The 24,122-nt window shown below is 69.7% G+C and carries 24 protein-coding genes; 14 read left to right on the top strand and 10 right to left on the bottom strand.

Annotated features, from left to right (window positions below):
• Nucleotides 1-120: 120 nt before the first annotated feature.
• The 7 genes from OD750_RS22340 to OD750_RS22310 all read right to left on the bottom strand — a co-directional run bounded on the left by OD750_RS22340 (nucleotide 121) and on the right by OD750_RS22310 (nucleotide 8,650).
• On the bottom strand, nucleotides 121-531 hold the full coding sequence (locus OD750_RS22340; RefSeq protein ID WP_263544299.1) for a group I truncated hemoglobin: 411 nt from the start codon (nucleotides 529-531) through the stop codon (nucleotides 121-123).
• Nucleotides 531-1,400: a DUF3034 family protein gene (locus OD750_RS22335; protein ID WP_425508255.1), complete on the bottom strand. Its 870-nt coding sequence runs from the start codon at nucleotides 1,398-1,400 to the stop codon at nucleotides 531-533. The genes OD750_RS22340 and OD750_RS22335 overlap by 1 nt, the downstream gene beginning before the upstream one ends.
• Before the next feature lie 75 nt (nucleotides 1,401-1,475).
• A complete protein-coding gene (locus OD750_RS22330) occupies nucleotides 1,476-2,225 on the bottom strand; it encodes a class I SAM-dependent methyltransferase (RefSeq protein ID WP_263544297.1) in 750 nt (249 codons plus the stop codon).
• Nucleotides 2,222-4,468 carry a glycosyltransferase gene (locus tag OD750_RS22325; protein ID WP_263544296.1) on the bottom strand — a complete coding sequence of 749 codons (2,247 nt, stop codon included), beginning with the start codon at nucleotides 4,466-4,468 and terminating at the stop codon, nucleotides 2,222-2,224. Before OD750_RS22325 ends, OD750_RS22330 begins: the two co-directional genes overlap by 4 nt.
• On the bottom strand, nucleotides 4,465-5,547 hold the full coding sequence (locus OD750_RS22320) for a hypothetical protein (RefSeq protein WP_263544295.1): 1,083 nt from the start codon (nucleotides 5,545-5,547) through the stop codon (nucleotides 4,465-4,467). Before OD750_RS22320 ends, OD750_RS22325 begins: the two co-directional genes overlap by 4 nt.
• Nucleotides 5,548-5,585: 38 nt before the next feature.
• Nucleotides 5,586-6,761, bottom strand: a complete 1,176-nt coding sequence (gene wecB / locus OD750_RS22315) for a non-hydrolyzing UDP-N-acetylglucosamine 2-epimerase (protein WP_263544294.1) — start codon at nucleotides 6,759-6,761, stop codon at nucleotides 5,586-5,588.
• 89 nt (nucleotides 6,762-6,850) lie between these two features.
• Nucleotides 6,851-8,650, bottom strand: coding sequence for an aminopeptidase P family protein (locus tag OD750_RS22310; RefSeq protein WP_263544293.1), 1,800 nt, complete (start codon nucleotides 8,648-8,650; stop codon nucleotides 6,851-6,853).
• A gap of 147 nt (nucleotides 8,651-8,797) precedes the next feature.
• Here OD750_RS22310 and pyrG point away from each other — a divergent pair, with 147 nt between their 5' ends.
• The 7 genes from pyrG to OD750_RS22270 all read left to right on the top strand — a co-directional run bounded on the left by pyrG (nucleotide 8,798) and on the right by OD750_RS22270 (nucleotide 15,733).
• Nucleotides 8,798-10,453, top strand: coding sequence for a CTP synthase (gene pyrG, locus OD750_RS22305; RefSeq protein ID WP_263544292.1), 1,656 nt, complete (start codon nucleotides 8,798-8,800; stop codon nucleotides 10,451-10,453).
• 57 nt (nucleotides 10,454-10,510) lie between these two features.
• A complete protein-coding gene (gene kdsA, locus OD750_RS22300) occupies nucleotides 10,511-11,332 on the top strand; it encodes a 3-deoxy-8-phosphooctulonate synthase (protein WP_263544291.1) in 822 nt (273 codons plus the stop codon).
• Between the two features lie 50 nt (nucleotides 11,333-11,382).
• Nucleotides 11,383-12,678, top strand: a complete 1,296-nt coding sequence (eno, locus tag OD750_RS22295; protein WP_263544290.1) for a phosphopyruvate hydratase — start codon at nucleotides 11,383-11,385, stop codon at nucleotides 12,676-12,678.
• A 12-nt stretch (nucleotides 12,679-12,690) separates the two neighbouring features.
• Complete coding sequence (ispD, locus tag OD750_RS22285) at nucleotides 12,691-13,695, top strand: 2-C-methyl-D-erythritol 4-phosphate cytidylyltransferase (RefSeq protein WP_425508254.1); 1,005 nt, start codon at nucleotides 12,691-12,693, stop codon at nucleotides 13,693-13,695.
• A gap of 157 nt (nucleotides 13,696-13,852) precedes the next feature.
• Nucleotides 13,853-14,326, top strand: coding sequence for a 2-C-methyl-D-erythritol 2,4-cyclodiphosphate synthase (gene ispF / locus OD750_RS22280; protein WP_263544289.1), 474 nt, complete (start codon nucleotides 13,853-13,855; stop codon nucleotides 14,324-14,326).
• Nucleotides 14,323-15,363, top strand: a complete 1,041-nt coding sequence (truD, locus tag OD750_RS22275; protein WP_263544288.1) for a tRNA pseudouridine(13) synthase TruD — start codon at nucleotides 14,323-14,325, stop codon at nucleotides 15,361-15,363. Before ispF ends, truD begins: the two co-directional genes overlap by 4 nt.
• 136 nt (nucleotides 15,364-15,499) lie before the next feature.
• On the top strand, nucleotides 15,500-15,733 hold the full coding sequence (locus tag OD750_RS22270) for a hypothetical protein (protein WP_263544287.1): 234 nt from the start codon (nucleotides 15,500-15,502) through the stop codon (nucleotides 15,731-15,733).
• 80 nt (nucleotides 15,734-15,813) lie between these two features.
• Here the strand turns inward: OD750_RS22270 and OD750_RS22265 are convergent, their stop codons facing one another.
• On the bottom strand, nucleotides 15,814-16,377 hold the full coding sequence (locus OD750_RS22265) for a Smr/MutS family protein (protein ID WP_263544286.1): 564 nt from the start codon (nucleotides 16,375-16,377) through the stop codon (nucleotides 15,814-15,816).
• A gap of 114 nt (nucleotides 16,378-16,491) precedes the next feature.
• Here OD750_RS22265 and surE point away from each other — a divergent pair, with 114 nt between their 5' ends.
• From surE to OD750_RS22240, 5 genes are all read left to right on the top strand, one after another.
• On the top strand, nucleotides 16,492-17,268 hold the full coding sequence (gene surE / locus OD750_RS22260) for a 5'/3'-nucleotidase SurE (protein WP_263544285.1): 777 nt from the start codon (nucleotides 16,492-16,494) through the stop codon (nucleotides 17,266-17,268).
• Nucleotides 17,265-17,945, top strand: coding sequence for a protein-L-isoaspartate(D-aspartate) O-methyltransferase (locus OD750_RS22255; protein ID WP_263544284.1), 681 nt, complete (start codon nucleotides 17,265-17,267; stop codon nucleotides 17,943-17,945). Before surE ends, OD750_RS22255 begins: the two co-directional genes overlap by 4 nt.
• Nucleotides 17,946-17,982: 37 nt before the next feature.
• A complete protein-coding gene (locus OD750_RS22250) occupies nucleotides 17,983-18,588 on the top strand; it encodes a YqaA family protein (protein WP_263544283.1) in 606 nt (201 codons plus the stop codon).
• Nucleotides 18,589-18,599: 11 nt separating this feature from the next.
• Nucleotides 18,600-19,703, top strand: a complete 1,104-nt coding sequence (locus OD750_RS22245; protein ID WP_263544282.1) for a peptidoglycan DD-metalloendopeptidase family protein — start codon at nucleotides 18,600-18,602, stop codon at nucleotides 19,701-19,703.
• A 96-nt stretch (nucleotides 19,704-19,799) separates the two neighbouring features.
• Nucleotides 19,800-20,708 carry a sigma-70 family RNA polymerase sigma factor gene (locus tag OD750_RS22240; RefSeq protein ID WP_263544281.1) on the top strand — a complete coding sequence of 303 codons (909 nt, stop codon included), beginning with the start codon at nucleotides 19,800-19,802 and terminating at the stop codon, nucleotides 20,706-20,708.
• Nucleotides 20,709-20,715: 7 nt separating this feature from the next.
• Here OD750_RS22240 and OD750_RS22235 read toward each other — a convergent pair whose 3' ends face one another.
• Together OD750_RS22235 and yhbY are read right to left on the bottom strand one after the other, a co-directional pair.
• On the bottom strand, nucleotides 20,716-21,096 hold the full coding sequence (locus tag OD750_RS22235) for an Mth938-like domain-containing protein (protein ID WP_263544280.1): 381 nt from the start codon (nucleotides 21,094-21,096) through the stop codon (nucleotides 20,716-20,718).
• A gap of 19 nt (nucleotides 21,097-21,115) precedes the next feature.
• Entirely contained in the window at nucleotides 21,116-21,412 is a 297-nt protein-coding gene (gene yhbY, locus OD750_RS22230) for a ribosome assembly RNA-binding protein YhbY (RefSeq protein WP_263544279.1), read from the bottom strand.
• Nucleotides 21,413-21,535: 123 nt separating this feature from the next.
• Here yhbY and rlmE point away from each other — a divergent pair, with 123 nt between their 5' ends.
• Nucleotides 21,536-22,156, top strand: coding sequence for a 23S rRNA (uridine(2552)-2'-O)-methyltransferase RlmE (gene rlmE, locus OD750_RS22225; RefSeq protein WP_263544278.1), 621 nt, complete (start codon nucleotides 21,536-21,538; stop codon nucleotides 22,154-22,156).
• A gap of 11 nt (nucleotides 22,157-22,167) precedes the next feature.
• On the top strand, nucleotides 22,168-24,096 hold the full coding sequence (ftsH, locus tag OD750_RS22220) for an ATP-dependent zinc metalloprotease FtsH (RefSeq protein WP_263544277.1): 1,929 nt from the start codon (nucleotides 22,168-22,170) through the stop codon (nucleotides 24,094-24,096).
• Nucleotides 24,097-24,122: the final 26 nt, after the last annotated feature.

The raw sequence follows: 24,122 nt of genomic DNA, 5'->3' as shown, positions 1-24,122 counted from the left end.
GCCGACAATGGCGCGGCCATGACGATTCGGTTCGTACTTATGCCTACTCGGAAGTTCGCGTGCGTACGCGCTGTGTAGAAAGGTCGGAATGTTCAGCGCGTTGTGTGACCCGTGTTGCGGTTACTGATCGATGATTTCGGCGCGCATCGGCGCGAAGTGCTTGAGCATGCGGTTCTGCGTGCGCGTCGGCAGGTCGAGCGCTTCCATCGCGTCGACGAGATCTTCGACGAACGCGTCGAACTCCTTCGCCTTGATCGCAAGGCCGCTGTGCGTGTCGGTCATGCTGCGGCCGGTGTATTCGCACGGTCCGCCGGTCTCGTGGCAGAAATGCTCGCCGACGAGCCGCGCCAGGTCGGGCCGGTCGACGTGCTTGAACAGGTCGTTGATGCGCGGGTCGGCGTAGACGCGATCGAGCAGCGCGTCGACGAGCCGCGCGATGCCTTGCTTCTCGCCGAGCGCGCGGTACAGCGAGTCGTCGGGCGAGGGCGCTGCGGCCGCGAGCGCGAGCAGCATCGCGAAGATCGTGCGCATCAGAACGCTCCTTGCACCGAGAGGTACCAGCCGGTCTGGTCGGGCAGCGTCGCGACGGTGCCGAGATCGGCGTACGCGACGACGACCGACACGTGCCGGTTCGGAAACCATGCGACGAACAGGTCGCGCCACGCGCTTTCGCGCACCGCGTCGAGGCTGCCGGACTTGCCGCGATACTCCGCGCCGATCGCGAAGCGGCGCGACAGCAGCACGCCGCCCGACGCTTCGAGCGCGACGCGCCGGCCGTTGCGGCCCTCGCCGCCGAAGCCGAGCAGCCCGGTTTCGTTCGCGCGCGTCAGCCGCGCGGTGCCCGACAGAAACGCGTTGTAGCCGCCGACGCCCGCGAGAAACACCTTCGTGGCGGAGAGGTAAACGTCGACGTCGGCGTCGTCGCGCGCGCCGAGCGCGCGTGCCAGCGCGAAATCCTGCTGCTTCTTGTACTGCACGCCGAGCGCGATCTGCGGCATGCGCGTGTACAGCACGTCGCCGGCGAGGCGCACCTTGGCGCCGATCACGTGCTGGCGCAGATGCGCGCCCGGCAGTCCGAGCGCGGGGCCGAGCGCGACGAGGTCGAGTTCCTGTCGCGACGCCGACAGTTCGATGCGGTTGAACAGGCCGACCGCGGCGCCCTGCACGTCGAGGCGGTAGTCGCCGGTGTTGATGCGCGTGGCGAATGCCGTCGCGCCGATTTCCTCGCGTGCCCCGTAGCCCGTGATCGCCGCCCACGGCACGAGCCCGCCGCCGGCGCCGCCTTCGATCGTGCTCGCGCCGCCGGTCGCGAGCTGGCGCGAGCCGGCCGCGTGCGCCGCCCCGCCGGCGGCGAGCGCCAGCGCCAAAGTGAATCCTTGGATTTGTCGAAACGATCGCATCGCGGCTCTTCCCCTCGATCGACGCATACGCGTGCACGGCGGCGCGCGGATGCGGTGCGGCGAGTGTAGCGCGCGTCAGCGCAGCACGAAGCTTGCGAACTTCGCGTTCGTGCGGTCGGCGCTCGCGCCGTAGTCCCACGCCGTCGCGTGCACGCGCCAGCCGGCGGCTAGCGCCAGTTCGACCAGCGCCTCGGGCGCGTACGGCCGCACGGTTTCGTCGGTCAGGAATTCGTCGACCGGCGTGCCGGCGGCGTCGAGCACGCGGTAGCGCCGCTCGATGCGGTTCGTGCCGTCGGCGTTCGCCGCGATGCGCTTGGAACGTTCGAGCGTGCCGTCGCCGTGCGCGCGGCGGTAGTCGAGGCGGAAGTCGGCGAAGCTCGCGACCGGCTGCGGCACGAACGCGTCGAGCACGAGCGAGGCGTCGGCGGCCGCGAGCGCGCGCAGCTGCGCGAGCACGCGCACGGCGACGGCGGGGTCGACGAGGTAGGTGATCAGCGAATACGGCAGCAGCATCACGTCGAACCGCGCATCGAGCGCCAGCGCGGCGAGGTCCATCTGCGCGAGCGGCGCGGCGAGCCCGCGCGCGGCCGCGTCGGTCTTCAGGCGCTTCAACATCGGCAGCGAGCGGTCGACGCCGAACGCGTCGACGCCGGCCGCGACGAGTTCGATCAGGATGCGCCCGGTGCCGCAGCCGAGTTCGAGCGCACGGCCGCCGTGCGCGAGACAGACGCCGCGATACCAGCCGACATCGTCGAACGGCATGCTGCGGCCCATGTCGGTCGCATAGACGTCGGCGATCGCGTCGTACGACCAGGTGCCGCTCACGACGCGGCCTCGACGTGGGTGCGCGGCGCCTGCGGCGCGGGCGACGCGCCGTTGCCGTTCGGGCCGAGCAGCTGGCGGTACAGCGCGAGCTGGCGGTCGGCCATCGCGTCCCAGGTGTAGCGGTCCAGGCGTTCGTCGTCGGCGCGTTCGCGGCGGTGCCGCTCGGCGTCGTCGAGCACGAGCCTTGCGATCGGTTCGGCCATCGCGGCGATGTCCGGCGCGGTCGCGAGGCCTTCGAAGCAGGCGTTGGCGAAGCCGCGCGCGCCGTCGGCCGTGCTGACGCAGACGCGGCCGGCGAGCAGCGATTCGATCAGCTTGATCGACGAGCCGCGGATGTCGATCTGCGGATTGATCGTCAGCGTCGCGCCGGCGAGCCACGGTTCGGGATCGACGAATTCGCTGACCACCGTGACGCCGGGCTGCGCGAAGCGCGCGTCGTCGCGCGCGATCGCGGCCGATTCGGCGCCGCCCAGTATCGTCAGCCGCAGGTCGGGAATGCGCGCTTTGAGCGCGGGCCATGCGCGGTCGAGAAACTCGCGGATGCCGGCGAGGTTCTGCGCGTAGCGGAACGGTCCCATGAACAACAGGTGCGCATGCGACGGCGACGGCGTGCGGCGCGCGCGGCGGTCGACCGCGCCGTTGCCGATCAGCGCGACGTGCGGATGCGTCAGCAATGCCGCGTCCTCGGCCGAGCAGGCGGTGACCGCGTCGTAGCGCGCGATCGCCGCATGCTGGATCGCGTCGGTCCACGCGTAGTCGGGCGTGCCCGTGAGGTACACGTCGTGCAGCGCGAGCAGGCGCCGCGCGCGGCCGGTGTCGACTTCCGCGAGGCGCGCCAGTTCCATGAATTCGACCTGCACGATGTCGATGTCGTACAGCGCGGCGAGGCGCGCGACTTCGCCGCGCAGGCGCGGCCACGCGTGGCTGTCCATGCGCTGCACGAGGCCGCTCGGCGTCGCGTCGCCGCCGCAGCGGCCGCGGCCTTCGATCAGATGCGTCGCGTACAGCTTCTCGAACCACGGCTCGGACGCCGCCGAGTACAGCGAGCGTTCGTCGCCGAGCAGCACGAAATCCACTTGTGGCGAAAGCCGCTGCACGAGTTCGGCGATGCGCCGCGCGCCGCCGTGCGCGGGCGGGAACAGCGCGAACGGCGACACGAGCAGCACGCGCGGCCGGCGTGCGGCCGGCGCCGGCGGGGGCGCGTAGTACTTGTCGGTGGCGATATGCGCGAACGCGAAACCGCGGCGCTGCGCGCGCCGCGTCGACAGGCGCGCCCTGAACGCGCGCCAGGCGAGGCCCGGGCCGCGCAGTTCGGCCTGCGTCGCGGCGTCGCACTGCGCGATGCGCGTGAGCAGCGCGCGCGCGCCGCGGCCGGTCCAGCCGTGGCGCAGGTCGAACAGCAGCGCGTTGCGATGGATCACGCGCTCGACTTCGCCGGGTTCGTAGTAGCGGTTGACCGTGCCGCGATGGCGATGCCACGCGTGCGATGCCGGGCAGAACAGCACTTCGTAGCCGTCGCTCCAGGCGCGGATGCCCCAGTCGGCGTCTTCCCAGTAGAACGGCGCGTAGTCGCGCGAACCTTTGACGTAGCGGCGCAGCGGCGCGGTGCGGCACAGCGACGAGCCGCCGCCGGGATACAGATTGCCGCGCGCGAGCGTGCCCGGCTCGGGCGTGCGTTCGTAGACTTCCGGCGCGTAGGCGTTCGCATGGAAGTCGGACCAGCCGGTTTCCTCGCGCCGCCGCGCGGGATCGGCGAAGAAGATCTGCGAGGTGATCGCGAACACGTGCGCGCGGCGGTAGCGCATCGCTTCGGCGAGCGCGTCGGGGTCCAGGCGCATATCGCTGTTAAGGAGGTACGTCCAGTCGTGGCGTACCGCCTTCAAGCCGTCGTCGATCGCGCCGTTGTAGCCCAGAGGCCGGTCGTGGAAGCGCCATTCGACGGCCGGATGGCGCGCGGCGAGTTCGCGGTAGTCGTCCCGCGGCGCGCCGTTGACGACGACGATCGTCTGGTGCGGCTCGTCGATGCGGGCGAGCGCCGCGGCGAGCGCGGCGAGCGTTTCGTCGAGGAGATCGGGCGTGCCGCGTTCGGGCACGATCACCGAAATGCCCGGCTGCGCGCCGTCGTCGCGCGGCCGCGCGCGCCAGCGGCCCGGAAAAAACCGTGCGATCACGCTTGCCGCATTCGTCGCAAAGTACAGCGGTGCAAAAGGCAGCAGTTTCGCGAGCATCGCGAGGCGGCTCATACGAGGCCCTCGGCAGCCGGCAGCGGCAGTCCGCGGCGCGCGCGCGCATGCCACCGCAGCGCCTGTTCGGCGAACATCGCGCACCAGGCGTTCGGCTGCGGGTCGGGCACGTCGGGGCGGAACGGCAGCGTGCCGTCGGCGCGCACGCGCGCGACGAGCGCCGCGGCGAGGCGATCGAGCGTCGCCTCGTCCGGTGCGCCGTCGACGCCGCGCAGCAGCAGGCCCACGCGCAGCGCCTGCGCGATGATGTCGCTGCGCGGCACGTCGGAATCCTCGGCTTCGGGCAGGCTGCCGTCGACGCGCGCGAGCCGCAGCAGCCGCGCGAGCAGCGCGGCGATCGCGGGCGCCGCGTCGGGCTCCGCCACGAGCATGCCTTCGGCGAAGTACAGCGTCGGATGCAGCATGTCGAGCGGTATCGCCGCGGCGGTGTCGACGTAGCCGGCGGCCAGATTTCGGCAGGCCTCGGCCAATGCGGCCGGCAGCGCGACGTGGCGCGCCGCGAGCGCGGCGCGCGAACTCGCCTTGACCTCGAACGGACCGCCGAGCGTCGACCAGCGCCGCGGCAGACGCGCGTCCGCCGCGAGCGACCGCGCCGCGACGATGCCGCCGTCGGCGTCGACGAAGCGCGCCAGCTCCTCGACGAGCCGCGCGATCGCGCGCGAGGGCGTCGCCACGACGCCGGCTTCGGCCACGGCGCACAAGCCGCGCACGAGCATCGCGAGGTCGAAGAAGAACACGGCGTCGTTGCGCCAGTCGCGTTCTTCGTCGGCGACGAGATACGCGCGCGTCGCCGGCACGCGGCCGTCCGCGAGCACGCGGTCGGCCCAGTCGGCGGCGGCCTGCGCCGGCGCGCGGACGCGTTCGACGCCGGTCTCGTCCGAGACTTCGGCGAGCCAGTGCAGGTAATAGCCGGTGATTTCGGGATAGACGTAGCGCGCGCGGCCGTCGGCGGCGATCGCGCCGACGATGCCGCCGGCATGTTCGCCGCCGGCGCATTGCACGGCGCCGCCGAGCAGCCAGTCGCGCAGGCGTTGCGCGGCGGCGGCGGTGTCGTCGGCCGTCACGGGGGCGGGATTCATTCCGGTGGATTCCTTGGTGGGAGCCGCGGCGAACGCGATCAGGCGGACACAGGCGACGGCCGGCCGGCGCGCATCGTCGCAGGGGCGCACAGGCGTTCGACGAGAATCGATGCGATGCGCTCGCCGCTGCGCCCGTCGCCGTACGGCGCCTCGGGCGTGAACGGCAGGCGTCGCGGCGCCGGCAGCGCGAACAGGCGCTGCGCTTCGGCGACGATGCGGTCGGCCTTGAGCGGCACGAGCGTCGCCGCGCCGATCGCGACGCTTTCGGGCCTTTCGGTGTTTTCGCGCACGACGAGCACGGGCGTGCCGAGGTACGGCGCTTCTTCCTGGATGCCGCCCGAATCGGTGATCGTCAGGCGCGACTGCGCGAGCAGCGCGATGAACGGCCGGTAGTCGAGCGGATCGACGAGCGCGATGCGCGCGCGGCGGGCGAGGTGCCGGCGGATGCGGCTGCCGACCGCCGGATTCGGATGCACCGGACAGACGACGCCCAGGCGCGGCCGCTGCCGCACGAGTTCGAGCACGGCCTCGCACACGACGTCGAGGCCGCGGCCGTAGTTTTCGCGGCGATGCAGCGTCAGCGTCACCAGCTCGTCGGTGTCGGGCAGGCCGTCGTTGGCGAGAAACGGCAGCAGCAGCGGGCGCGTGTCCTCGAGCTGCGCGCGCAGGAGGTCGACGACGGTGTTGCCGGTGCGGTGGATCGCCTCGGGCGCGATCCCTTCGCGCAGCAGGTTGCGTTCGGCGCTCGCCGTCGGCGCGAAATGCAGCTGCGCGATCGGCGCGATGCGGCGGCGGAACAGTTCTTCCGGAAACGGCCGGTACGGATGGTCGGTGCGCAGGCCCGCCTCGACGTGCGCGAGCGGCAGGGCGAGATCGCGCGCGGCGAGCGACGCGGCGTAGGCGCTCGAGGTATCGCCCTGCGCGACGATCAGGGACGCGCGGCGTTCGGTCGCGATCGCGCGCAGGCGTTCGCGCAGGCTCGTCAGCGCGTGCGACAGCGATGCCGGATCGATCGGGCCGGGCGCGACGTCGGTCGTCATCTCCAGATGCGCGAACGTGCGCTCGACCATCGCGTGATGCTGGCCGCTGTTGACGAGCAGGGTTTCGACTTCGCCGCGCGCGCGCAGCGCCGCGACGAGACTGGCGAGCTTCAGGCACTCCGGCCGTGTCCCCGCGACGATGAGGATGCGAGGACGTTGGGAAACTGGAAACATGGATACGCCGCCCCGGACGGCGTCTGACGTGAATGGAAGCGCGAACGGAGACGGCCGGAAGCCGTCGGGCGTTGCAACGACGGCGCAGCTTACAGCGGCGCGCAGCGCCGGGCCAGCCATTCGCGCTCGTGGTCGTCAAGGAGCGGCGAGAGCCGTTCGCGCACGGTCGCGTGGTACGCGTTCAGCCAGCCGCGCTCGGCCGCATCGAGCGCGTCGGCGACGATCGGCCGCCCGTCGATCGGGCACAGCGTCAGCGTCTCGAAGCGCAGGAACTGCCCGAACTCGCCGTGCGCCGCGGGCGTCGCGACGATCAGGTTTTCGATGCGGATGCCGTGGCGGCCCGGCCGGTACAGGCCCGGCTCGTTCGACACGATCATGCCCGGCGCGAGCGGTTCGGCCGTTTCGCCGGCGAGCGGCGGCCGGATCGCCTGCGGACCTTCGTGCACATTGAGAAAAAAGCCGACGCCGTGACCGGTGCCGTGGCCGTAGTTCAGGCCGTGCGCCCACAGCGGCGCGCGCGCGAGCGCGTCGAGCTGCTGGCCGGTCGTGCCGGCCGGAAACCACGCGCGCGACAGCGCGATCATGCCCTTGAGCACCAGCGTGTAGTCCAGGCGCTGCTGCGCCGTCGTTTCGCCGAGCGCGATCGTGCGCGTGACGTCGGTCGTGCCGCCCTCGTACTGGCCGCCGGAATCGACCAGCAGCAGGCCCTCGGGCGCGAGCGCCGCGTGGTGGTCCCCGGTCGCGCGGTAGTGCGGCAGCGCGCCGTTGGCCTGGTAGCCGGCGATCGTCGCGAAGCTCGCACCGGCGTAGTCGGGCTGCGCGCCGCGCAGTTCTTCAAGTTTCGCGGCGACGTCGAGTTCGGTCAGTCGCCGCGTACCGACGGTCTCTTCGAGCCAGATCAGAAACCGCACGAGCGCCGCGCCGTCCTTGCGCATCGTCCCGCGCACGTGGGCGAGTTCCGCGTCGGTCTTGGCCGCCTTGAAGCGCTGGCTCGGGTTCGGCGCGCGCACGAGCGCGACGCCGGCCGGCACGGCGTCGGCGAGCGCCTTGACCGTGCGCTGCGGATCGACGAGCAGCCGCGCGCCGGCCGGCAATGCCGCGAGCGCGGCGCCGGCCTCGGCGTAGCCGGCGAGGTCGATGCCGTCGGCGGCGAGGCGCGCGGCGAGTTCCGCGCCGATCTTGTCGGTACCGATCTTGTCGGCACCGACGAAGAGCGTCGCGCGTTCCGGCGACAGCAGCAGATGCGCGACGAACACCGGGTTGTACGGCACGTCGGTGCCGCGCAGCGACGCGATCCAGGCGATGTCGTCGAGCGACGAGACGAGGTGATGTGTCGCGCCGGCCTGCGCGATCGCCCGGCGCACGCGCGCCAGACGCTCGCCGCGATCGCCGGCGAATTCCGGCCGGTGCTCGCGCACCGGCGAGTCGGGCAGCGGCGGCCGGTCGGTCCAGACGCAGCCGGCGAGGTCGAGATCGGTGCGCAGGACGATGCCGGCCGGTCCGAACCGCTGTTCCAGCGCCGCCTGCTGGGCGAGCGACAGCACGTCGCCGGCGACCGCGACGACGTCGCCGCGCGCGAGCGTCGCGGCGAGCCGGTCGTAGTGCTCGGGCACGCCGGGGCGCGCCAGCTTGAAAAGGTCGATCCCGCTGCCGGCCAGTTCGCGCTCGGCCTGCTCGAAATAGCGCGAATCGGTGGCGAGGAACGCGGTTTCGTGCGTCACCACGAGCGTGCCGGCCGAGCCGGTGAACCCGGACAGGCGCTCGCGCGTCTTCCAGCGCGCCGGCAGGTATTCGGACGAATGCGGGTCGGCCGACGGCACGACGACGGCGGCGACGCCGTGTTCGCGCATCGCCGTGCGCACGGCGTTCAGGATGGCGCAAATCGGCATGGCGTCTGGGCTTGCATCGCGAAAGGACCATCCAAAATACCAGCGGCGGCCCGCCGGCCGCCACCGCGCCGCGGCTTTTCGCTCGCCGAACACGGGTCGCATGCGTAAAATGCCGGCTTTACCAGCATAGGCAATGCTGCGCACACCATGACTCCCTTGATTTTCGTTACCGGCGGCGTCGTCTCTTCCCTCGGAAAAGGCATCGCGGCCGCTTCGCTCGCGTCCATCCTCGAAGCGCGCGGTCTGCGCGTGACGATGATGAAGCTCGACCCCTACATCAACGTCGATCCGGGCACGATGAGCCCGTTCCAGCACGGCGAGGTGTACGTCACCGACGACGGCGCGGAAACCGACCTCGACCTCGGCCACTACGAGCGCTTCGTGCGCACGCGCCTGACCGGCCGCAACTCGGTCACCACGGGCAAGATCTACGAGGCCGTGATCCGCAAGGAACGCCGCGGCGACTATCTCGGCGCGACCGTGCAGGTGATTCCGCACATCACCGACGAGATCAAGCACACGATCTACGAGGCCACGCGCGGCTACGACGTCGCGCTGGTGGAGATCGGCGGCACGGTCGGCGACATCGAATCGCTGCCGTTCCTCGAGGCGATCCGTCAGATCCGCATCGAACACGGCGCCGAGAAGGTGATGTTCATGCACCTGACGCTCGTGCCGTACATCAAGGCCGCCGGCGAAATCAAAACCAAGCCGACGCAGCATTCGGTCAAGGAGCTGCGCACGATCGGCATCCAGCCCGACGTGCTGCTGTGCCGCTGCGAGCAGCCGCTGCCGGAAGCCGAGCGCCGCAAGATCGCGCTGTTCACGAACGTGCCCGAGCGCGCGGTCATCAGCGCGATGGACGTCGACACGATCTACCAGCTGCCGCTGTGGCTGCACCAGCAGGGCCTCGATCGCCTCGTGATCGACCACCTGCGCCTGGACGCCGGCCCCGCCGACCTGTCGTCGTGGGAGCGCACCGTCGCCGCGGTCGAAAATCCGAAAGACGAAGTCACGATCGCGATCATCGGCAAGTACGTCGAGCACAAAGATGCCTACAAGTCGCTCGGCGAAGCGCTGCGGCACGGCGGCATCAAGCAGTCGACGCGCGTGAACCTCGAGTGGATGGAGTCCGAGCAGATCGAAGCCGAAGGCGGCGACGTGCTCGCCGGCGTCGACGCGATCCTTGTCCCGGGCGGCTTCGGCAAGCGCGGCTTCGAAGGCAAGATCGCGGCGGCGAAGTGGGCGCGCGAGAACAAGGTGCCGTATTTCGGCATCTGCTACGGCATGCACGCGGCGGTCGTCGATTTCGCGCGGCACATCGCGGGCCTGGAAGGCGCCAATTCGAGCGAGAACGAAAAGAACTGCGCGCATCCGGTGATCGCGCTGATCACCGAGTGGACCACCTCGGCCGGCGACGTCGAAAAGCGCACCGAGGAATCCGACCTCGGCGGCACGATGCGTCTGGGCGCGCAGGAGTGCCGCCTGAAGGCCGGCACGCTCGCGCGGCAGCTGTACGCGCAGGACGTGATCCGCGAGCGCCATCGCCACCGCTACGAGTTCAACAATCTTTATCGCCAGCAGTTCGAGGACCTCGGCCTCACGATCGCCGGCAAGTCGATGGACGACCTCCTGGTCGAAATGGTCGAACTGCCGAACCATCCGTGGTTTCTCGCGTGCCAGTTCCACCCCGAGTTCACGTCGACGCCGCGCGACGGCCATCCGCTGTTCATCGGCTTCGTGCAGGCCGCGCGCGAATACAAGGCCGTGCGGACGGCGCCGCGCCTCGCGGCCGCCGGTTGATGTTTGTCCCGGAAAGCGCCCCCATCTGGGGCGCTTTCCCGATGGAAGGATTGCGTGATGAAACTCTGCGGTTTTGAAGTGGGGCTCGACCGGCCGCTGTTCCTGATCGCCGGACCGTGCGTGATCGAGTCGGAACAGCTCGCGCTCGATACGGCCGGGCAGCTCAAGGAAATCACCGGCAGGCTCGGCGTGCCGTTCATCTACAAGTCGAGCTTCGACAAGGCGAACCGCACGTCGGTGTCGGGCCATCGCGGCCCCGGCATGGAAGAAGGCCTGCGCATCCTGGCCGAGGTGAAGCGCCAGATCGGCGTGCCGGTGCTCACCGACGTGCACGAATACACGCCGATGCACGAAGTGGCGGCGGTGGTCGACGTGCTGCAGACGCCGGCGTTCCTGTGCCGCCAGACCGATTTCATCCAGAACGTGGCGAGGGCCGGCAAGCCGGTCAACATCAAGAAGGGCCAGTTCCTCGCGCCGTGGGACATGAAGCACGTCGTCGACAAGGCCAAGGCCACCGGCAACGACGACATCATGGTGTGCGAGCGCGGCGCGAGCTTCGGCTACAACAACCTCGTTTCCGACATGCGCTCGCTCGCGGTGATGCGCGAGACGCACTGCCCGGTCGTGTTCGACGCGACGCATTCGGTGCAGCTGCCGGGCGGGCAGGGCGGCAAGTCGGGCGGCCAGCGCGAATTCGTGCCGGTGCTCGCGCGCGCGGCCGTCGCGGTCGGCATCGCCGGTCTCTTCGCCGAGACGCATCCCGATCCGGACAAGGCGCTCAGCGACGGGCCGAACGCGTGGCCGCTCGGCAAGATGGCGGCGCTGCTCGAGGCGCTGGTCGAACTCGATCGCGTTGCCAAAAGACACGGTTTCGAATAGCCGTTGAAGATTTCATTCTGTCTACAATTGCCCATCGGCCCGGAAAACTCATGACCACGATCACCAAGATCCACGCCCGCGAAATCCTCGACTCCCGCGGCAATCCCACGCTCGAAGCCGAAGTGACGCTCGACAGCGGCCACACGGGCCGCGCCGCCGTGCCGTCGGGCGCGTCGACCGGTTCGCGCGAGGCCGTGGAACTGCGTGACGGCGACAAGACGCGCTATCTCGGCAAGGGCGTGACGCGCGCCGTCGGCAACGTCAACACGACGATCGCCGATGCGCTGAAGGGCTTCGACGCCGCCGACCAGGCCGGGCTCGACCGCAAGCTGATCGCGCTCGACGGTTCGCCGAACAAGAACCACCTCGGCGCGAACGCGCTGCTCGGCGTGTCGCTCGCGAACGCGCACGCGGTCGCGGCGGCCAAGGGGCTGCCGCTGTGGAAGCACTTGGCCGGATCGCGCGCCGCGCGCCTGCCGGTGCCGATGATGAACATCGTCAACGGCGGCGCGCACGCCGACAACAACGTCGACATGCAGGAATTCATGGTGCTGCCGATCGGCTGCGCGAGCTTCTCCGAAGCGCTGCGCTGCGGCACCGAAATCTTCCATGCGTTGAAGAGCGTGCTCAAGGGCCGCGGCCTGTCGACGGCGGTCGGCGACGAGGGCGGCTTCGCGCCGGATCTGAAGTCGAACGAGGAAGCGATCGAAACGATCCTCGAAGCGATCGGCAAGGCCGGCTACAAGGCCGGCGAGGACGTATGGCTCGGCCTCGACGTCGCGAGCTCGGAATTCTTCGAGAACGGCAAGTACAACCTCTCGGGCGAAGGCAAGCGCCTGACCTCCGAACAGTTCGCCGACTTCCTCGCCGACTGGAGCGCGCGCTACCCGATCGTCACGATCGAGGACGGCATGGCCGAGGGCGACTGGGACGGCTGGAAGTACCTCACCGACAAGCTCGGCAAGAAGGTGCAACTCGTCGGCGACGACCTGTTCGTGACGAACACGGCGATCTTCAAGGAAGGCATCGCCAAGGGCATCGCGAACTCGATCCTGATCAAGGTCAACCAGATCGGCACGCTGACCGAAACGCTCGAAGCGATCGCGATGGCGGACGCGGCGAAGTATTCGTCCGTCGTTTCGCACCGTTCCGGCGAAACGGAAGACACGACGATCGCCGACATCTCGGTGGCCACCACCGCGACGCAGATCAAGACCGGCTCCCTGTGCCGCAGCGACCGCGTGGCGAAGTACAACCAGCTGCTGCGCATCGAAGAAGCGCTCGGCGCGCAGGCGGTCTACGCCGGCAAGCACGCGTTCCCGAACCTGCCGGGCATGTTCGCCTAAGCCCGTGCCGACGTGCTGCGCTACGCCGCCCTGATTCTCCTGATCCTGCTGATCGGTCTGCAGCTCAAGCTATGGACCGGCGCCGGCGGCGTGCGGGAGGTCGAGCGGCTGCGCGCGACCGTGGCCGAGCAGAAGCACGAGAACGAAACCCTGCGCGCGCGCAACGAAGCGCTCGCGGCGGAAGTGCGCGACCTGAAGGAAGGCCGCGAGGCGATCGAAGGCCGCGCGCGTTCGGAGCTCGGCCTCGTCAAGCCCGGCGAGACGTTCTACCAGGTGGTCGAGCCGACGCCGGGCGCGGGCGCGAAGCCGGCCGCGGCCGACAAGGAAAAAGTGAGCGGGCACTGGTGCGTCGTGCCGGCCGCCGGCCGCGGGCGCCGTTTCGGCGGCGACACGCCGAAACAGTACCTGCGCATCGGCGACAAGCCGCTCGTGACGCATACGCTCGAACGGCTCGCGGCGCATTCGCGCGTCGCGGGCTTCGTGCTCGTGCTCGCGCCCGACGACGCGACGTGGACGCGCGGACTGATCGAAGTGCTCGGCAAGCCGCTGCTCATCGCGAACGGCGGTGCCGAGCGTGCCGATTCCGTGTTGGCCGGACTGCGCGCGCTGCCTGCGTCGGTCGCGATGGAGCATTTTGTACTCGTGCACGACGCGGCAAGGCCGTGCGTGCGCGCCGAAGACGTGACGCGGCTGATCGAGCGTGCGGTGCCGGCAGGCGGCGGGCTGCTCGCCGCGCCGCTGCGCGACACGTTGAAGCGCGCCGACGGGCAGGGACGGTCGAACGGCACCGAGCCGCGCGAGTCGCGCTGGCGCGCGCTGACGCCGCAGTTGTTCCGGCGCGGCGAACTCGATGCGGCGCTCGCCGCCGCGCTCGCGGCCGGCGTCGCGATCACCGACGAGGCGATGGCGATGGAACGCGCGGGACACGCGCCGCTCCTGGTCGAAGGCGCGGAAGACAATATCAAGGTGACGACGCCGGCGGATCTGGCGTTGGCGGAGTTTTTGTTGAGTCGTTGATTTTCTCCCTCTCCCCCAACGTCGTTGGGGGAGAGGGTAGGGGTGAGGGGGCGACGCCGGATTCTGCCTCGACCTCGACGCAGCGCGTGCGTCGCCCCCTCACCCAACCCTCTCCCCCAAGCGCGCTTGGGGGAGAGGGCTTGAACCAAAGGAACTTATGCGCATCGGCCAAGGCTACGACGTCCACGCATTCGGCCCCGGCGACCACGTCGTGCTCGGCGGCGTGTCGATTCCGCACGACCATGGCGTCGTCGCGCATTCCGACGGCGACGTCGCGATTCACGCGCTGTGCGACGCGATTCTCGGCGCGCTCGCGCTCGGCGACATCGGCAAGCATTTTCCGCCGAGCGACGAGCGCTGGCGCGGCGCCGACAGCCGCGTCTTTTTGCGTCACTGCCGAATACTGATGCGCGAACGCGGCTATGCGCTCGGCAACGCCGACGTCACCGTCGTGTGCGAACGTCCGAAGGTCGGTCCGCACGCCGAGCGCATGCGGGCGCTGCTCGCCGACGATCTCGGCGTCGAAGCCGACGCGATCAGCGTCAAGGCGACGACGAGCGAAAAGCTCGGATTCACCGGCCGCGGCGAAGGCATCGCCGCGATGGCCGTCGTCTTGCTGGTGCGCGCATGAGCGACGCGCCCTACGCCCACGGCGGCCCGCCGCTGACCGCGCGCCTGCGCGCCACGCCCGAAGACTTCGTTGTCGACGAGGACCTCGGCTTCGCGCCCGACGGCGCCGGCGAGCACGTATTCGTGCGCGTCGAGAAGCGCGGCGCGAACACCGACTTCGTCGCGCGCGAACTCGCCAGATATGCCGGCGTGACGACGGACGCGGTCAGCTACGCCGGCATCAAGGATCGCCACGCGCTCGCGCGGCAGACGTTCTCGGTCGCCGTGCCGATCAAGCGCGAGGTCGACTGGCCGGCGCTGACGCACGCCGAATTCCGCGTGATCGAGGCGCGCCGGCACGGCCGCAAACTCAAGCGCGGCGCGCTCAAGGGCAATGCGTTCGTCATCGTGCTGACCGACGTCGTCGGCGATCGCGACGCGGCCGGGCGCGTGCTCGCGCGGATCGCCGCGCACGGCGTGCCGAACTACTACGGCGAGCAGCGGTTCGGCCGCGATGCCGGCAACGTCGAACGCGCCCGCGCGATGTTCGCGGGACGACGCGTGCAGCGCCACGAGCGCAGCCTGCTGCTGTCGTCGGCGCGCTCGCACCTGTTCAACGAAGTGCTCGCGCGCCGCGTCGCCGACGGCGACTGGAATCGCGCGCGCGACGGCGACGTATTCATGCTCGAGGGCAGTCACAGCATCTTCGGACCGGAGCCGGCCACGCCCGAACTCGTCGCGCGCATCGACGGCCGCGACGTGCATCCGACCGGCCCGCTGTGGGGCCGCGGCGCATTGCGCACGCAGGGCAACGCGGAAGCGCTCGAACGGTCCGTCGCCGACGCCGGACGCGAACTCGCCGACGGTCTCGAACGCGCCGGGCTCGATCAGGAGCGGCGCAGTTTGCGACTGTGTGCACAACGCCTCGAATGGGAATGGGTTGCCGAATCGGCGTTGCGCATCGCGTTCGCGCTGCCGGCCGGCTGCTATGCCACGACGATCCTGCGCGAACTGGCGCGCCACGACCTCGGCGAGGCGATCGCGGCTATGCAGGAATAGCCGCCAGCGGGCGGCGCTGTGGCGGAAATCGCGAGTTGGCGCGTCCGGCGTTCCGCGGTTGGCGGGGCTTCCTATACTGAATTCGTGGGCCGCGCGGCGAGCGCGTGACGCCCGCACTCAACCATAGGAGTCCGCCATGAAACGTGTTCTCGTAACGGCTGCCGTGCTGATCGCCGGGGTTGCGCTGGGCGGTTGTGCCGCGTCCGGTGGCGCGCGCACCCATACCGCGGCGTCGGTAACGAAGTACGACAGCGACGTCGACTACAGCAAGGTCGTCTCGGTCAACCGCTGGGCCACGATGCGCGGTTACGGCGTCGAATGGGTCAATCTGCCGCGCAAGTCGAAGGCGCAGAAGACCAAGGACGACTGAGCGCGCGGCGCCGGACGGCAGCGGTGGCGAACCCGGGGGACGCCACCTCGCCGGCATTTCTCCCCGGTTCCCGCGCCACGCTAGCCCCGATAGCGCAGCAGCACCACGGTCGCGCCGGTTCCGCCGTGTTCCGAACGCGCCGACGCGAAACCGACCACGTCGTCGCGCTGGCGCAGCATCCTGTCCACCAGCCGCTTGATCACCGGACCGCCCGCGCGCGAGCGCAGGCCCTTGCCGTGGATCAGCTTGATGCAATGCAGGCCGCGCCGTTTGGCCTCGCCCATGAATTCGACGATCGCCGAGCGCGCGACCTCGGCGTTCATCTGGTGCAGGTCGATCTCGTCCTCGATGCTGAAATGGCCGCGCTTGAGGCGCTTGAGCAGGTCGGGCCGATAACCGTCGCGCAAGTACGACAGTTCTTCGCCGACTTCCATCTCGCCCGGGTCGATCGGCATGTCGAGCAGTTCGTCGCGCACGCGCGCCTCGTCGAGCAGAAACTGCCGCGGCTCCGGCGCGGGCTTGTCGATCGTATTGGCCGGCGCCGTATCGTCGACATGCCGGCGCACCGGGCCGATCGCCTCGTGAAACAGGCGGATATCGTCGTCGCTGACGGGATCTGGCGGTCGGGCGGGGCGCTTGCGCATCGGGCGTCATCGTAACCGACGATCGCGTCATGCAGCGGTGCGCCGGCGGATTCCGCTAAACTTGCGGCTTGCCTCGCGTTTCTCCGCGCGACCCTGCAAGGATTCATACGTTCGATGCGCGTTCTGGTTTCCAATGACGACGGCGTGGACGCGCCGGGCATCCGTGTTCTCGCCGACCGCCTCGCCGCGGTCGGCTCCGTGACGATCGTCGCGCCCGACCGCGACCGCTCCGGCGCCAGCAATTCGCTGACGCTCGACGCGCCGATCCGCGTCGCGCGGCTCGACGACGGCCGCTACCGCGTCGCCGGCACGCCGACCGACTGCGTGCACCTCGCGCTCGCGGGCCTGCTCGACTTCCAGCCCGACATCGTCGTCTCCGGCATCAACAACGCCGCGAACCTCGGCGACGACGTGATCTATTCGGGCACCGTGTCGGCCGCGATGGAAGGCCGCTTTCTCGGCCTGCCGGCGATCGCCGTGTCGCTCGTGAGCCGCGATCACGATCCGCAGCATTTCGAGACGGCCGCGAACGCCGCGCTCGTGATCATGCAGCGGCTGCTCGTCGACCCGCTGCCGGCCGACACGATCCTCAACGTCAACGTGCCCGACCGCCCGTGGCACGAATTGCGCGGCTTCGCGGTCACGCGCCTGGGCCGCCGCCATCGCTCGGCGCCGTGCATCCGGCAGCACGATCCGCGCGGCCGACCGATCTACTGGATCGGCCCGCCCGGCGAAGCCGAGGACGACGGCCCCGGTACCGATTTCCACGCCGTGCGCGAAGGCTCGATCTCGATCACGCCGATCCAGGTCGACCTCACGCGCTACCAGGCGCTCGAGAAGGTGGCCGGCTGGGTCGAAACCCTGCCCATCATCGGCGGCGAACCCGCATGACGGCGTATTCGCGCCTGACGCCCGAAGCGCGCGGCCTCGGCATGACGTCGCAGCGCGCGCGCGACCGTCTGATCGAGCGCTTGAAGGCCGACGGCATCGCCGACCGGCGCGTGCTCGACGTGGTGCGGCAGCTGCCGCGGCATCTGTTCGTCGAGGAAGCGCTGGCCACGCGCGCCTACGAAGACACGGCGCTGCCGATCGGGCAGGGCCAGACGATCTCGCAGCCGTGGGTCGTCGCGCGCATGACCGAGGCGCTGCTCGAACACGGCGTGCCGGCGCGCGTGCTCGAAATCGGCACCGGGTCGGGCTATCAGGCCGCGGTACTCGCGGCGCTGGTCGAAAACGTCTACACCGTCGAGCGCATCGAGGAACTGCTGCGCAACGCGCGCCGCCGCTTCCGCAAGCTCGGCATCGACAACGTCCGTTCGCGCCACGACGACGGCCGCCTCGGCTGGCCCGACGAAGCGCCGTTCGACGCGATCGTGCTGACCGCCGCGGGCGCCGAACTCGAGCAGGCATTGCTCGCGCAGCTCGCGCCCCACGGCGTGCTCGTCGCGCCGGTCGGCCCGGCGGGACGCCAGCAGCTCGTGCGCATCCGTCCGGGCGCCGACGGCGCGCGCATCCGCGAAGTTCTGTGTCCGGTGAGTTTCGTGCCGCTGCTCGGAGGTACGCTGTGACCGGCTGCACCGTGCGTTTCCAGGGAAGGACCATTCCGTGAAGCTGTTCAAGCCGCTGTACGAAAAAGCGCTCGCCTGGGCCGCGCATCCGAAGGCCGAAGCGCTGCTCGGGGGCCTGTCGTTCATCGAGGCGATCATCTTTCCGGTCATGCCCGAGGTGATGCTCGCGCCGATGACGCTGGCGAAACCGCACCACTGGTTCCGCTACGCGACGATCAGCATGGTCTGCTCGGTGATCGGCGCGGTGGTCGGCTACGCGCTCGGCCACTACGCGTTCGACGCCCTGCGGCCGCTCCTCGAGGCGCTCGGCTGGCTGCCGCGCATCGACGCGCTCGTGGCCGAACTGCGCGCGACGGTCGCCAACAGCGCGTGGACCGCTTTCTGGCTGCTGGTTCTGGCCGGGTTCATGCCGGTTCCTCTCAAGATCTTCACGTGGGCATCGGGCATCGTCGGCGTGCCGATGCTGGCGTTCGTCGCGAGCATGGTGGTCGGGCGCGGCAAGCGCGTGTACCTCCTCACCGGCCTGATCCGCCTCGGCGGCCCGAAGGCCGAAGCGGCGCTGCACAAGTACATCGAGTGGGTCGGCTGGATCGCAGTCGTGCTGGTGCTGGGCCTGATCGCCTGGCTGAAATTCAGACATTGAGGTCGAACGGCGTGGAGTACGGACGAGGCAAGGCGAAGGAACGGACGGGTCGGCGCGCAAGGCGCGCGTGGCCGCTGCTCGCCGTCCTTGCCGTCCTCGCCGGCTGCGCATCGACGCCGCCGGCGCCGGTCGAAGACATCGCGATCGACGATCGCGCGCCGCCGCCGCGCGTCGTCGAACGCGTACCCGCGCCGTCCGCCGCGACGCATCGCGTCGTCGCCGGCGACACGCTGTACTCGATCGCGTTCAAGAACGGCCTCGACTTCCGCGAGATCGCGCGCATCAACCGCATCGAGCCGCCGTACCGCATCTATGTCGGGCAGGAACTCGCGCTCGCCGATGCGCGTGTCGAGCGCGAACCGGTCGCGAGCGCGCCGCCGCCGGTGGCGCCGCCTGCCGCACCGTCGCCGGTCGCGTCGTCGCCGCCTGACGCGAATCCGCGCTTTCGGGTCGAAGAACTGCCGCCCGATTCGAGCCGGCCGGTGGCGAGCGCGTCGCCGTCGCCCGGCAAACTGCTGCCGCCGGCGCCGCCCGCACCGGACAAAGGCACGCCGATCGCGAAACCGCCGCAGCAGAGCGCGAGCGTCGCGCCGGTACCCGGTGCGGTGCCGCCCGCGCCGCCGCCGGCCGTGCCGCCGCCGTCCGCCGCCACGGTCGAACCGAAGACGCCGGCGCTCGCGCCGGGCGCGAACACCGCGGCCGTCGCCGCGCCGGGACCGAGCGCGCCGACGCTCACGAGCGGCGGCATCACCTGGCGCTGGCCCGCGTCGGGCAAGGTCGTCGGCACGTTCGTCGGCGGCGACCAGACGCGCCAGGGCGTCGACATCGCGGGCAACGCCGGCGCGCCGGTGCTCGCCGCGGCCGACGGTTCGGTCGTGTACAGCGGCAACGGCCTGCTCGGCTACGGCGAACTCATCATCGTCAAGCATTCGTCGGCGTTCCTGTCCGCGTACGGCCGCAACCGCAAGCGGCTGGTCAAGGAAGGCGACACGGTCAAGGCCGGCCAGCCGATCGCCGAGATGGGCTCGTCGGGCACAAACCGCGACATGTTGCATTTTGAAATTCGCCGCAACGGCAAACCCGTCAACCCGCTCGAATTCCTGCCTGCGCGCTGACCCTGCCGCGGCCACACAGTTTTACGATGCGGGTTTGACGCGTCGTTGCCGCGCGTGCAGCATGCACGCGCACGATCCCGCGCCGAACCACCGGCAATGACCCAGCCTCGCGAAGACTCGCCGCTCGACACCGACGACATGCTGGCGCTGCTCGATGCGATCGAGCCGCCGCAGGGCGACGACGCGCGCAATTCGACCAGTGCGTACTTGAACGAGATCGGCCTGATCCCGCTGCTCGACGCGCCCGGCGAACGCGATCTCGGCGAGCGCGTCGCGCACGGCGATGCCGACGCGCGCCGGCAGATGATCGAGGCGAACCTGCGGCTCGTCGTGGCGGTCGCGCGCAACTACGTCGGCCGCGGCGTGCCGCTGCTCGACCTGATCGCCGAAGGCAACCTCGGCCTCATCCGCGCGGTGGAAAAGTTCGACCCCGCGCGCGGCCTGCGCTTTTCGACGTACGCGAGCTGGTGGATCCGCGAATCGGTGCAGCGCGCGCTGATGCAGCAGGGCCGCACCGTGCGCGTGCCCGTGCACGTGCTGCGCGAACTCGCGCACGTGCTGCGCGCGCGGCGCGAACTCGTGATGGGCCTGGGGCGCTATCCGACGCAGGAAGAACTCGCGCACGCGGTGCACAAACCGGTGACCGACGTCTCGGCGCTGTTCTGCGTCACCGAGGAAATCCGCTCGCTCGACGCGCCGATGTCCGACGACGACGACCGCGCGCTGGTCGAACAGATTTCCGCCGAGACCGACGCGTCCGGCGTCGGCGGCGGCTTCGCCGAACTCGCCGGCGGACGCCTGCCCGACTGGCTCGCCAAGCTCACGCCGCGCCAGCGCATGGTGGTGGAGCGGCGCTACGGTCTGGCCGGCCACGCCGTGCAGACGCTGGCCGAGATCGCGGCAGAACTGGGCCTCACGCGCGAGCGCGTGCGCCAGATCCAGGTCGAGGCGCTGGCGCGCCTGCGCCGGATCGGCGAATCCGAAGGCGTGGGGCGGAAGAACTAGGCCGGAGTCAGGCAGCCAGCGGCAGCACGAACGCGGCGACCACGCGCCGGCCTTCGCTGACGAGCACGTTGTACGTGCGCGCCGCGGCGGCGTTGTCCATCACTTCGATGCCGATGCCGCGCTTCAGGAATTCCGCGAGCACGGCCTGCGACGGAAACACGATGCGCGGGCCGCTGCCGAGGATCACGACGGCCGGCGCGAGTTCGAGGATCGGCGCGATCGCCGCCGCGTCGATCGCCGCGACATCGTTGACCGGCCAGTTTTCGATCGCGCGGTCGGGCGCGAGCACGAAGCTGCGGTCGAGCGGACGGTCGACGACGGTGATCGCGTTCGCGCCGACGGCGCGTACGAACAGGTATTCGCCGGGTCGGTTGAGCGTGAGCTGCATATCGGTGTTCCGGACGGCGCTACTTCGGCAGCGCGATCTTCGGCTCGTCGGCGTTGCGGCGGAAGAACACCGCGGTGCGGCCGATCGTCTGTACGGTTTCGGCCTTGGCGGCCTCGCCGAGCTGGCCGGCCTGCGCGGCGAAATCCTCGCGGTCTTCGGCCGGAATGCGCACCTTGACTAGCTCGTGCTGGTCGAGCGCGTTGCCGAATTCGGCGATCAGGGCTTCGGTGACGCCCTTGGCGCCGACGAGGATGACGGGTTTCAAATCGTGCGCGAGGCCGCGCAGGTAACGGCGCTGGCTATTGGTCAGAGGCATCGGATTTTTTCGCTGGACGGAACGTCGCGGGGCGGCCTTGAGCCGCAAGACAAGCCGACAGGGTATCATGCGGCCATGAATCCGACGATTTTATCGGCTGCCGAGCCGGGCCGCGAGTAAGCCATGGCCCGCAGCAAAAGCAGTACGCGCTGGTTGCAGGAGCATTTCAGCGATCCCTACGTCAAGCGCGCCCAGGCCGAGGGGTATCGCTCGCGCGCGGCGTTCAAGCTCGACGAGCTGATCGAGCGCGACCATTTGCTCAAGCCGGGCATGGCCGTGGTCGATCTCGGCGCGGCGCCGGGCGGATGGTCACAATTGGTGAACGAGCGGCTGCGCGGCAACGGCCGGGTCGTGGCGCTCGATATCCTGCCGATGCAGGGCATCAGCGGCGTGACGTTCATTCTCGGCGATTTCCGTGAAGAAAGCGTTTTAAAGCAACTGGAAGAGCAACTTTCCGGTGCCGAAGTGGATCTTGTTCTGTCGGACATGGCCCCCAACATGAGCGGAGTCGACCTCGTCGATCAGACGAGGGCGATGCACCTGGCGGAGCTGGCGCTCGATTTTTCGAAGAACTGGTTGAAACCCGGCGGCAATTTCCTGATCAAGCTGTTCCAGGGCGTCGGATTCGACGAGTATGTGCGGAGCTTGCGGGCGGCCTTCACGCGCGTGAGCATCCGTAAACCCAAGGCTTCGCGGGCGCGGTCCAACGAAGTCTATGCGCTGGCCCAGGGCAAGCGCGCGTGAGGAGTGATTGAATGAACGACATGGCCAAGAACCTGCTGCTCTGGCTGATCATCGCGGTCGTGCTGCTGACCGTGTTCCAGAGCTTCAACCCGCGCAGCGGTGGGCCGCAGGATCTCGCCTTCTCCGATTTCATGGACAAGGTGCGTCGCAACAGCGTCTCGGAAGTGCTGGTGCGCAACGACCGTCCGCCGACGATCGAGGCGAAGCTCAAGGACGGCACGAAGGTCCGCACGACCTCGCTCCTGACCGACTCGAACATCGCCGAGATCGAAAAGAACGTCGAGAAGCTCAGCGTCGAGCCGTCGGACAACGGCGTGTCGGTGATCGGCATACTCGTCAACTGGCTGCCGTTCCTGATCTTCATCGGATTTCTGATCTACGTCATGCGCCAGATGCAGTCCGGCGGCGGCGGTCGCGGCGCGATGAGCTTCGGCCGTTCGCGCGCGCGCCTGCAGGGCGAAGACCAGGTGAAGGTCACGTTCGCCGACGTCGCCGGCTGCGACGAGGCGAAGGAAGAAGTGAAGGAACTCGTCGACTTCCTGCGCGACCCGGGCAAGTTCCAGAAGCTCGGCGGCAAGATTCCGCGCGGCGTGCTGATGGTGGGTTCGCCGGGTACCGGCAAGACGCTGCTCGCGAAGGCGATCGCCGGCGAGGCGAAGGTGCCGTTCTTCACGATTTCCGGTTCCGACTTCGTCGAAATGTTCGTCGGCGTGGGCGCCGCCCGCGTGCGCGACATGTTCGAGCAGGCGAAGAAGCACGCGCCGTGCATCATCTTCATCGACGAAATCGACGCGGTCGGCCGTCATCGCGGCGCCGGCCTCGGCGGCGGTCATGACGAGCGCGAGCAGACGCTCAACCAGCTGCTCGTCGAGATGGACGGCTTCGAAGGCAACGAAGGCATCATCGTGATCGCCGCGACGAACCGTCCGGACGTGCTCGATCCGGCGCTGCTGCGCCCGGGCCGCTTCGACCGCCAGGTGGTCGTGCCGCTGCCGGACGTGCGCGGTCGCGAGCAGATCCTGAAGGTGCACATGCGCAAGGTGCCGGTCGCGGCCGACGTCGAGCCGATGGTCATCGCACGCGGCACGCCGGGCTTTTCGGGTGCGGATCTGGCGAACCTCGTCAACGAGGCGGCGCTGTTCGCCGCGCGCGAGAACACGCGCGAAGTGACGATGAGCCACTTCGACCGCGCCAAGGACAAGATCATGATGGGCGCCGAGCGCCGCTCGATGGCCATGAGCGAGGACGAGAAGCGCAACACGGCGTATCACGAAGCCGGTCACGCGATCGTCGGCCGCCTGATGCCCGAGCACGATCCGGTGCACAAGGTGACGATCATCCCGCGCGGCCGTGCGCTCGGCGTGACGATGTTCCTGCCCGAAGGCGACCGCTACAGCTACAACCGCACGTACATCCACAGCAACCTGTGCTCGCTGTACGGCGGGCGCGTCGCCGAGGAGCTGATCTTCGGCATCGAGAAGGTGACGACGGGCGCGTCGAACGACATCAAGCGCGCGACCGAAATGGCGCGCAACATGGTCACGAAGTGGGGCCTGTCGGACGAGCTCGGCCCGATCGCGTACGGCGAGCAGGACGAGGAAGTGTTCCTCGGTCGTTCGGTCACGCAGCACAAGAGCGTGTCGGACGAAACGGCACGCAAGATCGACGAGGTGGTGCGCTCGATCCTGGACAAGGCGTACGCGCAGGCGACGCAGATCCTGACCGACAACCTCGACAAGCTGCACACGATGGCGAAGCTGCTGCTCACGTACGAAACGATCGACGCGCAGCAGATCGACGCGATCATGGAAGGCCGCGAACCGCCGCCGCCGCGCGACTGGACGTCGAACGGCAAGAGCAGCGGCGGCGGCGCGCCGACCGGCGGCCGCGGCGAAAGCCCGATCGGCGGCCCGGCCGTGACGCGCGATTCGCTGGATTGAGCCGACCGCAATGCGTTACAAACGAA

Origin of the sequence: Tahibacter soli, assembly GCF_025717065.2 — a bacterium.
In the GTDB taxonomy this organism is placed as follows: domain Bacteria; phylum Pseudomonadota; class Gammaproteobacteria; order Xanthomonadales; family Rhodanobacteraceae; genus Tahibacter; species Tahibacter soli.
The sequence above is the reverse complement of the archived record's forward strand: the minus strand, read 5'-3'. Positions and strand labels throughout refer to the sequence as shown.